The organism is Candidatus Nanopelagicales bacterium, assembly GCA_030700225.1.
GTDB lineage: Bacteria > Actinomycetota > Actinomycetes > S36-B12.
The window spans coordinates 1-14,238 of sequence record JAUYJT010000048.1 but is presented as its reverse complement, the minus strand read 5'-3'; the positions used below and the strand labels follow the sequence as shown (position 1 = coordinate 14,238).

Annotated in this window: 11 protein-coding genes and 4 tRNA genes; 6 read left to right on the top strand and 9 right to left on the bottom strand. The window is 64.0% G+C overall.

The features are described 5' to 3' along the window. Nucleotides 1-120 precede the first annotated feature (120 nt). Nucleotides 121-972: a phosphatase PAP2 family protein gene (locus Q8P38_07180; GenBank protein ID MDP4014376.1), complete on the top strand. Its 852-nt coding sequence runs from the start codon at nucleotides 121-123 to the stop codon at nucleotides 970-972. A gap of 226 nt (nucleotides 973-1,198) precedes the next feature. After that, a complete protein-coding gene (locus tag Q8P38_07175) occupies nucleotides 1,199-2,497 on the top strand; it encodes a DUF5050 domain-containing protein (protein MDP4014375.1) in 1,299 nt (432 codons plus the stop codon). Nucleotides 2,498-2,637: 140 nt separating this feature from the next. Here the strand turns inward: Q8P38_07175 and Q8P38_07170 are convergent. From Q8P38_07170 to Q8P38_07160, 3 genes are all read right to left on the bottom strand, one after another. Next, nucleotides 2,638-2,710: transfer RNA gene (locus tag Q8P38_07170), tRNA-Val, on the bottom strand. 35 nt (nucleotides 2,711-2,745) lie between these two features. Beyond that, a tRNA-Cys gene (locus Q8P38_07165) sits at nucleotides 2,746-2,816 on the bottom strand. Between the two features lie 40 nt (nucleotides 2,817-2,856). Further along, nucleotides 2,857-2,929: transfer RNA gene (locus tag Q8P38_07160), tRNA-Gly, on the bottom strand. 134 nt (nucleotides 2,930-3,063) lie between these two features. Here Q8P38_07160 and Q8P38_07155 point away from each other — a divergent pair. Then, nucleotides 3,064-4,179 carry an anthranilate synthase component I family protein gene (locus tag Q8P38_07155; GenBank protein MDP4014374.1) on the top strand — a complete coding sequence of 372 codons (1,116 nt, stop codon included), beginning with the start codon at nucleotides 3,064-3,066 and terminating at the stop codon, nucleotides 4,177-4,179. Beyond that, nucleotides 4,176-5,003, top strand: coding sequence for an aminotransferase class IV (locus Q8P38_07150; protein ID MDP4014373.1), 828 nt, complete (start codon nucleotides 4,176-4,178; stop codon nucleotides 5,001-5,003). Before Q8P38_07155 ends, Q8P38_07150 begins: the two co-directional genes overlap by 4 nt. Before the next feature lie 20 nt (nucleotides 5,004-5,023). Here Q8P38_07150 and Q8P38_07145 read toward each other — a convergent pair whose 3' ends face one another. Continuing rightward, nucleotides 5,024-5,461 (bottom strand): SsgA family sporulation/cell division regulator, encoded by a 438-nt coding sequence (locus tag Q8P38_07145; protein MDP4014372.1) that lies wholly within the window; start codon nucleotides 5,459-5,461, stop codon nucleotides 5,024-5,026. Between the two features lie 376 nt (nucleotides 5,462-5,837). Here Q8P38_07145 and Q8P38_07140 point away from each other — a divergent pair. After that, nucleotides 5,838-5,909 (top strand) — tRNA-Val (locus Q8P38_07140). 238 nt (nucleotides 5,910-6,147) lie between these two features. On the opposite strand, the gene Q8P38_07135 is transcribed toward Q8P38_07140, so the two are convergent. The 3 genes from Q8P38_07135 to Q8P38_07125 all read right to left on the bottom strand — a co-directional run bounded on the left by Q8P38_07135 (nucleotide 6,148) and on the right by Q8P38_07125 (nucleotide 9,394). Further along, on the bottom strand, nucleotides 6,148-6,936 hold the full coding sequence (locus Q8P38_07135) for a nucleotidyl transferase AbiEii/AbiGii toxin family protein (GenBank protein ID MDP4014371.1): 789 nt from the start codon (nucleotides 6,934-6,936) through the stop codon (nucleotides 6,148-6,150). Then, nucleotides 6,933-7,760 carry a type IV toxin-antitoxin system AbiEi family antitoxin gene (locus tag Q8P38_07130; GenBank protein MDP4014370.1) on the bottom strand — a complete coding sequence of 276 codons (828 nt, stop codon included), beginning with the start codon at nucleotides 7,758-7,760 and terminating at the stop codon, nucleotides 6,933-6,935. The genes Q8P38_07135 and Q8P38_07130 overlap by 4 nt, the downstream gene beginning before the upstream one ends. Before the next feature lie 134 nt (nucleotides 7,761-7,894). Further along, the gene (locus tag Q8P38_07125; GenBank protein MDP4014369.1) at nucleotides 7,895-9,394 is read right to left on the bottom strand and encodes a choice-of-anchor Q domain-containing protein; all 1,500 of its coding nucleotides are present in this window, start codon (nucleotides 9,392-9,394) and stop codon (nucleotides 7,895-7,897) included. A 187-nt stretch (nucleotides 9,395-9,581) separates the two neighbouring features. On the opposite strand from Q8P38_07125, the gene Q8P38_07120 reads away from it, so the two are divergent. Further along, entirely contained in the window at nucleotides 9,582-10,724 is a 1,143-nt protein-coding gene (locus Q8P38_07120; GenBank protein MDP4014368.1) for a N(5)-(carboxyethyl)ornithine synthase, read from the top strand. Nucleotides 10,725-10,758: 34 nt separating this feature from the next. Here the strand turns inward: Q8P38_07120 and Q8P38_07115 are convergent, their stop codons facing one another. Together Q8P38_07115 and Q8P38_07110 are read right to left on the bottom strand one after the other, a co-directional pair. Further along, the gene (locus Q8P38_07115) at nucleotides 10,759-11,769 is read right to left on the bottom strand and encodes a hypothetical protein (GenBank protein ID MDP4014367.1); all 1,011 of its coding nucleotides are present in this window, start codon (nucleotides 11,767-11,769) and stop codon (nucleotides 10,759-10,761) included. Between the two features lie 133 nt (nucleotides 11,770-11,902). Further along, a complete protein-coding gene (locus Q8P38_07110; protein ID MDP4014366.1) occupies nucleotides 11,903-13,753 on the bottom strand; it encodes a hypothetical protein in 1,851 nt (616 codons plus the stop codon). Between the last annotated feature and the right edge of the window lie 485 nt (nucleotides 13,754-14,238).

The window sequence follows — 14,238 nt, the reverse complement described above, 5'->3', positions numbered from 1 at the left end:
TGGCTGAACCGGGCGCTACTGGCACCCGTGCTGATCTCGTTTTGGTGGGTAATCTCGTGAGCGCGCGTCGGACTCGACGAAGCCCTAGCCTCCATTCCAAGCGAGCGGCAAGGGAGTGTCATGACCAGTTCAGCTCAAGCGGTCCCGGTCAAGTCGAAGTTGCCCAAGTGGCGAATCACCGGCAGACAGTGGATATGGGTTGTTGTGGTCTTCATCGGGATCGCCTTGGTGATGTGGACCTACGAGAAGTTCGATGCCGGACCGGATTCGTCTCACTGGCCGACATTCTGGCCATTCGACGCGGAAGCCGGGCGAGTCCTGAAACAGCCCTATGACTCCGCCTTCGACTCCGCGCCTGCCACGTACGTCGGGGCGCAAGGTGAAACCCACACTTTCGTATTGCGGAGCTGGCTCGACGAGCGGCTGCCGTTCGTGCCGATTCTCGCGATTCCCTACCTGAGTTTCCTCGCGCTCGCGCCTGTCATCGTGCCGCTCATCAACCTCGGTGTCAGTTCCTTCAAGAGGTTCGTAACAGAGGGACTCGCGCTGATCGTCAGCCAGCTCGTGCTCAACGTGGCCTACTTCTTCTTCCAGACCGAGGTCTTGCGAGACAACGCGGCGCAGGACGTGGTCGCTGAAGGAGGAGTAGGAGGCTGGCTCGTGGGTCTGGTGTGGGGCAAGGACGCGCCCTTCAACGGCTACCCCTCCGGCCACGTCACGTGGACCACGATCACGATCATCGCGCTCTGGCGCTTGCGTCACGTCATCCCGAAGACCGCGTGGATACTGATGGCCTGGATGCTTCTGATATACCCCGCCACCGTGTTACTGCGGCAGCACTACCTGATGGATGTCTACGCGGGGATCTTCGTCGGGTTCACCTGCTACTGGGCATGCATGTTCCTAGTGGAGAAACCGAAGCTTGTGCCGCGGGGTGTTCCTCCGCTCGGAGAGGACCCCCTGGCGACTTGAGTTGGCGCGCCGCCCGAAAGTCGGACAGACGGACAGGCTGCGTCGAACTCCCCAGCGGGGCGACGCAGCCTGTGGACCGACGGTAGCGCCGGTCAGCGTTAGCGGCCACCGAATTGCGTGTTCCTGTGATTGCTCGGGCACTGGTGTGCTTGGTGGTGGCGGTTGTGCCAGGGGAATATCGCGCTTCGGTAGGACACAGCTGGGTCGATCCGCCATCATCTCGATCATGACGAGAATCAACACCGGACCAGACAGGCCAGACACGCGCCCGCGCGCTGCAACCAGTTCCCGTTGGCGCCGACTGCGATCCGGGCTCGCGGTGGCCGCGTCAGTAGCCGTCGCGTCAGCGGGGCTGGTGCTGGTCGCGCCAGGTGCTGGCAGCGCGGACACCGGCCGGTACGTCTACTGGACCAACTATGCGGAAGGCAGCACGATTGGGCGGGCAAGCGCGGAGGGCACATCCCCAGACCAGTCATTCATCACCGGCGCCAGCGGTCCTACCGGGATCGCCCTGGATGACGACTACATCTACTGGGCCAACAACGATGCCGATACGATTGGGCGGGCCAAGTTGAACGGCACGTCAGCAGATCAGTCATTCATCACCTCCGACTCTAACCCGTGGGGCGTCGCCGTCACTGGCGACTACATCTACTGGACCAACCTGGCAGCCGGAACGATTGGGCGGGCGAGACTGGACGGATCGGGTAAGAACCAGTCGTTCATCACCGGTGCCGCCCTCCCGACCGGAATCGCCATTGATGACGATCACGTCTACTGGGCCAACTTCGGGACCAACGCGCTGGGGCGGGCAAACCTCGACGGTACGTCAGTCAATCAGTCATTCATCACCGGTGCGAGCGAGCTGTTCGACGTCGCCGTCACTGGCGACCACATCTACTGGGCCAACCACCAGACCAATGCGCTGGGGCGGGCAAGCCTCGACGGCACGTCAGTCAATCAGTCATTCATCACCGGTGCGAGCGGCCCCTTGGGCGTCGCGATCGGTGGTGACCACGTGTACTGGACCAACGGAGGCGACTACACGATTGGGCGGGCGGAACTGAACGGATCCGGCAAGGACCAGTCGTTCATCACAGGAACTAACGGCCCGGTTGGTATCGCGGTCACAGCCCAGGCGCAGACGCAAAAGCCCGAGAGCGGCTGCGTGAAGAAGCCGAAGAAGCTGCCGACGCAGGGAACGCGGAAGCTGGAGAAGGCCGGCTGCTTCACGAACGCCGGACAGCGGGTCGGGGTGAAGGTCGTTGCGAAGAAGGGCGGTGTCCAAGCTGCCGATTGGTCGCCCCCCGGCAAGTTCACCAAACCGAAGCTGTACTGCGAGGTCTCTGGCAAGAAGGACAGAGCTACGCGCAAGGCCGGCTACGGCAAGGGATTCCGGTACTGCAAGAACGGCAAGCTGATGGTCCGCACGTTCGGCGGCTGGCAGAAGATCACTGTGACTTGGAAGGCCCCGGCGATCGGGGGCTACACGAAGTACAAGAAGACCAAGCGCTACCGCTCCTAGCCGCGCACCGGGCACTGGACGCCACGCGCAGCGGCGACCGGGACGGCAGACGGACTAGTCCCCGCAAGCCAACCAAGACCAAGATCAACAACGGGGCAGCGTAGCTTCGCCCGTCCGGAGCGTCCTGAGACGCAGCTTCGTGGGCGATACAGGGATCGAACCTGCGACCTCTTCCGTGTCAAGGAAGCGCGCTAGCCACTGCGCCAATCGCCCATTCCGTACTCGCGCCCGACGGCACCAGTTCGGTGAGGTGGAGACGGGATTTGAACCCGTGTAGACGGATTTGCAGTCCGTTGCCTCGCCTCTCGGCCACTCCACCGTGGAGGTCCCAGGACTACGGTGGCCCAGGTCCCCGCCCGAGCGGACGACGGGATTCGAACCCGCGACCCTCACCTTGGCAAGGTGATGCTCTACCAGCTGAGCCACGTCCGCGCTTACCTAGCTCGTCCGCCGGAACGGGGCGCCACTGGGGCTACACCGTCGACGAATCGGTCCAAGACACCGAAACGATAGCCCAAGGGGGGAGGGGAGACCAAGACGGCGGAGGGTTGAGCGATGATCGAAGCGTGACAGTCGCGCGTGTCGGCATAGGAGAACCGTCCCGCGCCGTGCGCGGCGGCGACGCCGGGGATCTGTCGGCTCAGGGCGCGAGTCGCGCGCAGGGCGACGCCACAGCGGGATCCATCGCCGTGTTGGGGAGTTGGGTAGCGAGGGGCCTCGTCGAGGTCAGCAACGATCCGCGACGCCTCGACACAGGCGGCAAGTGGGCGGTTGTCGCCACGTTCGAGGGCGAGTTCACCCTCGCCCGGTTCGCGTCATGGACCAAGAATCCTGTGCGCGACCACGAGATGGGGGACTGGCGTGGCCCCGATGCGCGGGCATGGTCGAGCAGCTTGGGCCGCCAGGAGTTCACACGGCGTGTTGAGCAGATTCGCCAGCTCATCGCCAGTGGCGATGTGTACCAAGCGAACCTATGCCGACGTATGAGTGCTGATCTTCCGGACCCCGCCGCCGCTGATCCGGCTGCGTTGTGGAGACGTGTCTGCGCCGCGAACCCGGCCCCCTTCGCTGGTTTCGTGCGAATTCCAGGGCTGGCGATGGTCAGCGCATCACCGGAGCTGTTCCTTCGCAGGTCCGGGGACTTGGTCGAGTCAGGACCGATCAAAGGCACGGGGTTGCACGAGTCGGACTTGCGTGACAAGGATCGGGCCGAGAACGTGATGATCGTTGATCTGGTCCGTAACGACTTGGCGCGCGTGTGTCAGACGGGTGCTGTCTCGGTGCCGCGTCTGCTGAAGTTCGAGCGCCATCCGGGCATGGTCCACCTGGTGTCGACTGTCGCCGGCAGATTGAGGTCGGAGGCTTCATGGAGCGATGTGTTCGCGGCCACCTACCCTCCCGGATCGGTGACGGGGGCTCCCAAGATCGCGGCGCTGTCGGTCATCGAAGAGTTGGAGCCCGTTGAGCGTGGCCCCTACTGCGGAATGTTCGGCTGGATCGATGCTGATCGGATGGCGGCGGAGCTCGCCGTGGGGATCCGCAGCTTCTGGATGGAGAATGGGCAACTTCACTTCGGAACCGGTGCGGGAATCACGTGGGGCAGTGATGCTGAGGCAGAGTGGGCGGAGACCGAACTGAAGGCGCGTCTGCTTCTCTCGGTGGCAAGTGGGGGTGGGGCATGAAGGCTTGGGTCAACGGCCATGTGGTCGATGAGGATGAACCGTGGATTCGGTTGACGGACCACGGCTTCTCTGTCGGCGACGGGGTGTTCGAGACACTCAAGACAATCGACGGGGAAGCGTTCGCGCTCTCGGCCCATGTGGAAAGGCTCGTGCGATCGGCGGCTGGGTTGGGCCTGGTGGCACCTGATCCGGGCGTAGCGCGATCGGCGGTCCTGAAGACGTGTGAGGTGAATCGTGCGTCACTCGTACCGGAGGGCCGGATCAGGATCACTTACACGTCGGGTCCTGGGCCGCTGGGAAGTGATCGAGGGCCTGGGCCCGCCACGCTAGCGGTCACAGCCCAGGCAGCTAAGCCATGGCCAGCTACGACATCCGTGGCATTGGCACCTTGGCCGAGAAACGAGCGATCAGCCCTGGCGGGGCTGAAGACGACTTCCTACGGGGAGAACGCCGTCGCCCTCGCCTGGGCCAAGGAGCGCGGACACTCAGAGGCACTGTTGGAGAATCTGCGAGGGGACTTGTGCGAGGGGACGGGTAGCAACGTCTTCGTCGTGCTGTCCGGGCTGACGGTGACTCCGCCGCTGAGCTCGGGATGCCTTGCCGGGGTTACTCGCCAACTCGTTGTCAACTCGTGCGGCGTGGTGGAGCGGTCCCTGCCGCGAGGGGTCCTTGAAGAAGCCGACGAAGTGTTCATCACGTCGTCTACCCGGGACGTCCATCCTGTGGCTCGAGTGGGGGATAGGCTACTGGCCGCCCCAGGCCCGGTGACTGTTGAGTGTGCGCGTACGTTCGCGGCGCTCGCCGCCGCGAACCTAGATCCCTGACGCGGCGCTCGCCGCCGCGGTCAGCGCGCGTCGTCGCTCGAGCCCAGCAGCTCGTTGATCACCGAATCGATCCGCACGTAGCGCCACTCTTCGTCTTCGGGAACGAGTGAGTACATGTCGTTGACGAACAGCCTCAAGTCATCCCGCGGACCTTCGAGTCTCGCCGAACCGCTAGGAGATGACAGGGTGATGAGCACTTTGGCGCCCCGGCTCGGATGCACTGGGCGGATCGCGACGTCGCCCTCTCCGGCCGCTTCGGTCAGGCCATCCCGCAGTAAGTCCCTGGCGAATACCCAGGTGACGTTTCCTTCACCGGTGCGGAACGACGCAGTGACGGCGAATGGGTCATTCGCGCTATACGAAACGCTGGCGGGCAATGCCACGCGAGCTTCATTGTCCAGAACGACCTGCATCTGGAGATCCCTCGTGACCGCAGGGGCGTGCGCTGACTGGTTCATCTGCCGCCTCCTCTCACGTCTCGGGGATGCCCGGTGGTAGGGCTAGCACACATGTCGTGGCTGTGTGCCGGGTCACAGTGGACCTGGGAGTTCGTCGCTGGGAACACGCGTACACGTCCTTTGGGACGCTGCGATTCGGCCCAATGTTCCGTACCGAGGTAACGATTCGGAAACGCACGCGCTCGTACTGGCTCCTGCCGAGCAGGAGCTACCCCCATCATCATTGACTCCCCTCCCCCTGACACTAAGGCGGACCCTCTTCCCCTAAAGGCGATACCCCTACCGCCGAGGCGCTTCCCCTTGTCCTCCCCTGTGCGGGGGGACCCTCCCCCAGCACCCACTTGCGTTAGTCTAACCGCGTTCTGAGTAGTTGTCCGGGCGATTAGCTCAGTGGTAGAGCACTCGCTTCACACGCGAGGGGTCGCTGGTTCGAACCCAGTATCGCCCACCGGTAGATTTCCTAGTCAGAAGCCCTTTTGAGGGCCACGTCCCGTTTCGGGGAACATGCGGGGGACAAGGAGCGCCCAGATTTGGCGGCAGTTGTCCTTGTTTCTGGACCCTCATCGCCAGGTCCCCATCAGCCGGGCGTCGGTGAACTGCTCGACTGAGTTGACCTTGATCCGCAGCTTCTCGCGGCGGAGCCACGGGTCGTCGGCCACGTGCAGCATCTGTTCGTTCTCGCGGGCTCAGCCGTCGAGTCGGCTGAGCACCTCGGCAATGACCATGTCGGCGGCGGAGTCGATTTCGTACCCGACGGGCCATTCGGTCACGAGCGCGTCAAGGTCGTTTCTGAAAGGTGCGTCGTCGAGCTTGGCGCGGAGGTTCGCTTCGGCGAGTGCAGCCGTGAGTCCGTCGGGCCGATACGGCCAGAAGGCCGACACGATCTCGCCGCCACTGAGGCCCAACTCCGTGAGCGCGAGCCATAGGTCGAACAGGTCACGGCCCTTCCGGCGCTGGTAGAGCGCGCGGATCTTGGTGCTGAACAACTCGGGCGGCGCGAAGGTCAACACGTCGGCCGTGTCTGCGAACCACTCACTTTCCACTAAGAAGGGTATGCGCACCGTCGGCAACGCCGGCGACGTCTCGTGGGTGTTGATCTCTACCTTGATCCGTAGGCTCGCGGCAGGGTCAGTCTCGCTTGGAGCGCGCAGCCTGATCTTCGGATGAGCACCGATATTCGTCCCGGCAACCTGCAAGCCGACCGTGTCGGCAACGTCGCGCACCGCGTCGAGCAGTGGCCCGATGCCAGAGTGGGTCGAGCGCACGAAGTCGAGGTCCTCGCTGTATCGACGGGGCCGGTCGAGAACGACCTGGTGAAGGCAAGTGCCCCCGCGGAACACAAGTTCCTCACCGAGCAGCGGATGCTCCGCGATTTCGACAATCAGCCGGGCGAGCACCAGATCCTGCTCCACCGCGACGAGCGTCGGCCACGGTCGCGTTGTCGACCAAGCCTGGATGGCGGCTCTGGGGATCACAGGTCCGGCTCCACGTCTGCGTTCTCGACGAGGCCCCACTTGCGATTCGTTGAACCGCGACGCGGCCCCCCCGTCGCGAGCAGGTCGACAGCTCGACGGCCATCGACGGAGTTCGACCTGACGAAGTCGGACAACGCGTCGGACAGCGCGGACGTATCAACGAACTCCGCATCCCGATCGAGCAGCCAGCCAAGGCGTCGCACGACAGCGAGCGGGTACCGTGGCGCAAGTCCGGCGAGTTTGGCGGCGTCGAGCTTCTCGTCCTGCACGAGTTCGCCGATGATCGTCGCCACGTTGAAGAGCGCACCCGAATCCCGTGGCCGCGATACGAGATCGAACGCCGTGGCCTCCGGCGTCGAGACCCGTACTCGCGACGTGCGGGAGTTCACCAGTTGGACGGCCGCGGCATCGAGGTCAGACCGCTCGTAGAACCTGAGGCGGACTCGCTCGATGTCGCGGTCGGAAACGGCCTTGTCGACGAAGACCTGGAACACCTGCGGTCGCTGGTGTGCGGCACCATGAACTTCGGCAGCGGACAGCAGACCTACGTAATAGAACCGTCCCATGTGCTTCATCAGTTGATCGATGAAGTCCATCGCCGGCACGACGCCCCACGTCGAGAACTCCGATGGGATCGGGATGTAGAGCCCGGGTGCGGGCACGAAGAACTGGCCGGAAGTACGAGCCCGTCGCATAGCCTCCGTTGCCGCGCTTCGCGATAGACCCGTCATCTCAACGACATCGTCGAGAGATAGTGCACTGATGCCGTGCCCAACGACGTGGTCGCGGAGGCGCTTGGCTGGCACCCCAGACACCGTTCGCATGCCACACCTCCGGCGCGTGTAACTGGCGTGATCTAGAGCATATCAGGCGTGGGTTAGGATGATCTAGATACACAGTTGAGGTGACCTCACCTCTCAACCATCCCCGACAACGTGAAACGTTGGCGCGACGGTCTTCACCGACGACTCTCGACCGCACCGATATCCGGACCGGGGCCCAGGACGCGGGGCCTACCGAGGAAATCGGCCTTGAGCGCCGGGATCGAAACTGCCGCATCACGGGCCCGACTCCCGGCGGCCGTGGCGTAGTTGTGTGCTGCCCGCTTCACGAACTGCGGGGACCCGATCTGGTTACCAGATCCGTAGCCGGCCGCAGACGCGTCCGACAGCCCTGAGGAAGTGATCATGTAGACGGTTCCGCCCGCGTCCAGGAGCTTCTCGCCGCGGTCGGAGAACAGGTTCCGCCGGATGTTGACTGACGTGCCGGCCGTGCTCGGAACGTACAGTCCGCCGCTGGCGTTGTTGGAGAGGATGGAGTTGACGATCTCCAGCCGCAGCGCGGGGTTTCCGTCGTAGCCCCAGGTGCCCACGTAGCCCGACCCGCCTGGATCGTGCCGTGTGACGATCACGTGCGCGTATCGGTAGCGGCCGGCCGCGTCGCCGACAAGGGCGGCATCTGCCCCGCTACCGTCAACGACTGTGTTGATCACGTCGCCGCCGCGCCAGAGCTTGATCGCGTTGCGGGCGGCGTTGTACACGGCGCTGCGGAAGACGAGGACGTCGTTGGCCTTGGTGTCGATGCCGTCAGCCGAGGCCGTGACGAACTTGGAGTCGACGATCGCGATCTGCCTGCCCTCTTCGATGGCGAACGTGTCCGCTCCTGAGTCTTCAGACGAGACGCGTCCCTTCACGCGCACGTGATCGAGCCACCAGTGGGCACACGGTCCGGCGTTGCAGGCGATTCCGATGTCAGTGCCTCGCACCCTCACGTTGTTCAGCAGTAAGCCGTCGACGGCCGGAGGTTGCCTCCCCCCAGGCGAGCCTCGGTTATCCGTGTACGCAACGATGCCGTCCCGCCAGGCACCCCTTGCAACGACAACCACGCCCTGGATCGTGACCCGGCGCTGAGTTGAGCCCTCCGCGGCGCCAAGGGAGATGCCGCTGCTGAAGCCCTTCAGCTTGATGCCTTGGATCACGGTGCTACTGCCGGACAGGAGCAGGCCGTACCGTTGCCCGCTGGCGGCCCGGATCACGACACGTCCGCCGCGGGACCGAAGGCAGATGTTGTTCTTGGCCAGCTCCAGAGCGAACCACTCGCCGGGCTGCTCGGTGTACGTCCCGGCACGGACCCGGACTGTTGTCCCCGGCGTCGCGGCACTGAGCCCCTGGGCGATAGTTCGCGCTCGCGATGACGGGACGTTGACGATCCGGGTGTTGTCAGCGCATGACTTGGCTGCCTTGCGTGGAAACGCTGACACCTCCAAGGGCACGAAGGTTGCCTTGATCTTCCTCGGTCCCCGCTTCGACGAGCGAGTGGGGACACCCTTATCAGGGGAAGGGACGGAAGTGAGCTGGATTCCAGCCTGTCTCACTACCGGTGAAGCGTGGTCTGGCACCTCGCCAGCGCCAGCGCCAGCGGCCAGAGCAACAGCCACGAGACATGCAGCGATGCGCACCGCGACGACTCCGCGGGTGCGACTTGACTTGCCCACCCTCGACCTATCGGAATCCGACCCCGCGATGTTGATCAGTGTTGGTCGCCGGTTCCCACCCTGACCACTCGGCAACATGCCATCACCTTCGCCTACTCGCGTGAACGCGGGCCTCGATCGTGGTAGGAGAGAGTATCGGCAAGGGAGTTACATGAAGCGGCTCACAATCGGAGTGTTGGCGGCGTCTGGCAAGGAGAACGAGCAGCGGCTGCCGATTCACCCCAGGCACCTTTCTCGAATCGATCCCGACCTTCGCGGCCGGATGATCTTCGAGGCTGGCTACGGCAGTCACTTCGGGGTGCCTAACGAGCAACTCAAGGGCGGCGTCGCCGGAGTTCGGTCACGGGAAGAGATCCTCGCAGTGGCAGACGTTGTGCTTCTGCCGAAGCCCACGTTGGCTGACGTCGCGGAGATGCGAGACGGCCAGGTTCTCTGGGGTTGGCCCCACGTCGTCCAGGACCCCCTGATGACCCAATTGGCCATCGACAAGCGGCTTACGCTCATCGCCTGGGAGGCAATGAACGTCTGGGGGGCAGACGGGTCAATGGTTGTTCACGTCTTCCACATGAACAACGAACTGGCGGGCTACTGCTCGGTGCTCCATTCCATGACCCTGGCCGGCATAACCGGGCACTACGGACGCCAAATCCAGGCTGCGGTCATCGGATTCGGAAACTCGGCGCGAGGTGCGGCGACCGGACTGAGGGCTCTCGGCATTCACGACATCACGGCCCTGACACAGCGCGGCCCGACAACGGTGGCATCCCCGATCCCCTCAGTAGTACTCGAGCGGATGGAGCGGGATCCGGGTAACTCGGACCAGATCGTCGTCCTAACCGACGATGGGCCCAAGCCAATCGCGCAGTTCCTTTCGTCCTTCGAGGTAGTCGTGAACTGTGTGCTCCAGGACACGGATGCGCCGCAGATGTTCATCAGGAATACCGAGCTGTCGTTGTTCGAGCCGGGAACGTTGCTAGTGGACGTTTCCTGCGACGCCGGGATGGGGTTCGAGTTCGCCAGGCCGACAGCGTTCGACGACCCAGTGCTGACTTTCGGGAACGACATCCGCTACTACGGCGTGGATCACAGCCCGTCGTACTTGTGGAACTCGGCGACGTGGGAGATCAGCGAGGCGCTCATGCCGTACTTGAGGTGCGTCATGGATGGCCCGGATGACTGGGAGGGCAATGAGACGATCCGGCGGGCGATCGAGATACGCGACGGCGTGATCGTGAACCCGAAGATCCTGTCATTCCAGAGCCGCTCAAGTGAGCACCCGCACGAGCGACCCTGAATCGCGGGCACTCGGTTCGGCCCAGCGCCCCAGGCTACTCGTACAGGATGTACTCAGGCCTCGGCTTCAGGGCCATGACTTCCTTGGGCGTCATCAACCGGCTGCCCCAGGGCGGGTTGGTGTCTTCCTTGTAGAAGAGCTTGAAGCCTGGGTGGAAGTAGCGTGGCATGCCTTTCGTCAAGGCGTTGAACTCCTCGGTCTTCATAGTCGGCCCCCCGAGCCCGTCAACTGACCGGATGATCGCGACGCCTTCATGTGGCTTGAGCGCCTTGATGTGCGAGACCGTGTTCAGGTTGAATTGATGGAAGACCATCGCTTTCTCCGGAAGGTCGTACTCCTTCACGATGCCGGACAAGTAGGCGGCCGCTGCGTTGAGCTCTTCGCCTGAGGAATGGCCAAGGCTGCGGCCCGGGATCTGGCCGGGATCCATCGCCCATTCGGGGTCGAGGGCGACGCCGACATCAGGCTCCCTCAGGATCTTCTCGAAGTGCTTCATCTCAGGGAGGAACTCCGAACGGCCCGGCTGGATGTTCAGCAGAAGCAGGGCCTGGCACCGCCTCGCGGCACGCAGGTACTCCCGCACTTCGGAATACGGTCGTGGGACCCGGTACTTGCCGTCGGATCCGGCACTTGCCTGCACGACGACGGCGATCATCTCGAACACCGGCATGACTTGGCGTCCGTAGGCGTACTTCTTGCCGATCTTCTCGATTTCAAGACAGCGAGCGTCAAGATCGCCGGTGAGGCGACCGAGTGCTTCGGCGGGGTCGCCCTTCACTCCCGAGTAGCCCACAAGTCGGTACTGGGGGAAGATCGTTCTGCCGCCCCGGGGCAGCTCCGGTGGCGGCGGGGGAGGCGGCGGCGGAACGATCACTTCCGGGGAGTCAGCGGGGGGAAGGTCCGGCGCGGGACTCGCTGGCGAGGACGTACAGGCTGCCAGCACGAGCGCGATCACCGTCAGGACTCCGACGGCAACCGTAGGAGCCTTGGGTAACCGCCTCGCGAGTTTCGTGCCCGTGTTGGCTAGGGCATGGGGGTCTTCCACCACGGGTAGATGAGCACTCCGACAGCGCACGGCACTCCAGTGTTCTCAGGTTCGGACTCCTTGGTGCAGCCTATCCGACCGCGCCGGATAGGAGGGAAGGCAGTGGGTGGCCTTCCAGAGCGCCCTGGGGGTGTCAGTGGCGGAACCTACGGTACTTATGGGTGCGCTTGAACTTGGTGTGTGTGGTAGTTGCTGGCGCCCTCCAAGTAATGGTGATCTTCTTCCATTGCCCGTAGGTGCGAATCATGAGCCTGCGCTTGTGGGTCTTGCAGTAGCGGAAGCCTTTGCCGTAGCCGGCCGAGCTTGTTCGCTTCTCCTTCTTGCCGGAGGCCTTGCAGTAGAGGCTGTAGCCTTTCTTGTGGCCGAGGGGCTCCTGGTAGGCGGCTGTGGCGCCGTACTTCTTCGCTGTGACCTTGACCGCGACCCGTTGGCCGGCGTTGGTTATGCAACCCTTCTTCGCCAGCTTCTTGTGGCCGGTCGAGTTCAGCTTCTTGGGGGTGATGGCGCAGTGGCTGACTGGTCGCTGCTTGATCTTGGCAGACGCGGTGCCCGTGACGTTTGAGGTGCCTCCGGTGTAGCTGGTGCGGTTCGTGGTGACCGTCACTGTGGAGCTGGCCTGTGGGGCGAGGCCGGTAACGGTCACCAATCCGGTACCGCTGATAGCCACGGCACCGCTGGTGGCGGTCGCGCCCCACGTGTACGCCGCGTCGTAGTTGCTGACTTGGACAGTGAACCCGTCTGCGGTGGACGTCGGGGTACCGAACGTCGGCGTCAGTGCCGTTCCAGTGCCGTAGAGCCGGGCGATGCGGTTCGCGGTGGTGCCGCCGCCGGTGATGAATTGGCCGGTTACCACGATCACGCCAGGGGCCTGCTCCACCACCGAGCTGCCATAGGCGCTGAGACCTCCGCTGGTGTTGGTGTTGAAGGCGGTGTCGGGGGTGCCATCGGAGTTGAACCGGGCTATGTGGTTCGCGGCCTCGCCGCCAGCTGTGGTGAATTGGCCTGTGACAACTACGTAGCCGTCGGCCAGCTCGGCGATTGAGCTGCCATAGGCGCTGAGACCTCCGCTGGTGTTGGTGTTGAAGGTCGTGTCGGGGGTGCCATCGGAGTTGAACCGGGCTATGTGGTTCGCGGCCTCGCCGCCTGCGTTGAGGAAGTCGCCGGTGACCAGGATCTTGCCGTCGGACTGCTGTGCTGTCGACCAGCCCGTGTCGTCCAGGCCGCCGTTGGCGGCGATGGTGGTGTTGAAGGTGGTGTCGGGGGTGCCATCGGAGTTGAACCGGGCTATGCGGGTCGCGGCTGCGCCGCCTGCGTTGAGGAAGCTGCCGGTGACCAGGATCTTGCCGTCAGTCTGTTCTGCCACGGATCGGCCCGTGCTGTCAAGGCCGCCGTTGGCGGCGATGGTGGTGTTGAAGGTGGTGTCGGGGGTGCCATCGGAGTTGAACCGGGCTATGCGGGTCGCGGCCGCAGCGCCGGCTGTGGTGAAGCCGCCGACGACTGCTAGCTTGCCGTCGGACTGCTCAGCCGTGGACCAGCCCCAGTTGCCCAGGCCGCCATTGGTGTTCGTGATGAAGTCGGTGTCGACGGTGCCGTCTGCATTGAACCGGGCTATGCGGTTCGCTGTTCCGCCGCCAGCGTTAGTGAAGGCGCCGGTGACCACGATCTTGCCGTCGGCCTGCTCAGCCACCGACAGGCCCGTGTCGTCCAAGCCGCCGTTGGTGGCGATGGCGGTGTTGAAGGTCGTGTCGGGGGTGCCATCGGAGTTGAACCGTGCGATGCGGGTCGCGGTGGCGCCGCCAGCGTTAGTGAAGGCGCCGGTGACCACGATCTTGCCGTCGGCCTGCGCAGCGACTGAGTAGCCGGAGTCGGCGAGGCCACCGGCCGTATTCGTCGCGAAGGTAGTGTCGAATTGCCCAGGATCTGCGGCGTGTGCCGTAGTAGCACCGCCAGCTACGAGCCCCCCTGCAGTTACCAGGCTCGCCACCAGCGCAGCCAGCGGCCGTCTCCCTACGGGGCCCTTCCGCTGCCGACCTGACGGACTCCCGCCGGACGCTTCGTGTGCCTTCATCGACCACGTTCTAGCATTACCGCATCGCATAGGCAATAGAGACAGTGGAAATGTAAGCTAAGACACATCTGGCGATTCTCACTGGCCCGTAGCACGGTTCCGTAAAGCCGGGTGATGCGGTAGGCGGTCGCACCGGCGACAACGAGCCCGGCCGCGACGATCAGGCTCGACATTTCTTCGGCGAGGAGTCTTTTGCACATCCGTCTCTCCTGTGGATGCCCGAGTCGCACAGGTGCACGTGGCGCAGAAATGGCGCTCAGCCTGTTGCCTCATGTCAAGATGCCCGCCTACGTGTCTTCGTTGCCTCGCCTGGGAATGCCCGCTTTGAGTTGGCGGTGACGGTGGGTTTCCTGGCGGCTGCTGACTTGGTTGTGGTGAATGTGAGCAGCTCGGCGGTCAGT

Excerpts from the sequence above, each read along its gene's own strand:
- Q8P38_07180 (MDP4014376.1), top strand. The coding sequence starts at position 121 with ATGACCAGTTCAGCTCAAGCGGTCCCGGTCAAGTCGAAGTTGCCCAAG.
- Q8P38_07175 (MDP4014375.1), top strand. The coding sequence starts at position 1,199 with ATGACGAGAATCAACACCGGACCAGACAGGCCAGACACGCGCCCGCGC.
- Q8P38_07150 (MDP4014373.1), top strand. The coding sequence starts at position 4,176 with ATGAAGGCTTGGGTCAACGGCCATGTGGTCGATGAGGATGAACCGTGG.
- Q8P38_07145 (MDP4014372.1), bottom strand. The coding sequence starts at position 5,461 with ATGAACCAGTCAGCGCACGCCCCTGCGGTCACGAGGGATCTCCAGATG.
- Q8P38_07130 (MDP4014370.1), bottom strand. The coding sequence starts at position 7,760 with ATGCGAACGGTGTCTGGGGTGCCAGCCAAGCGCCTCCGCGACCACGTC.
- Q8P38_07120 (MDP4014368.1), top strand. The coding sequence starts at position 9,582 with ATGAAGCGGCTCACAATCGGAGTGTTGGCGGCGTCTGGCAAGGAGAAC.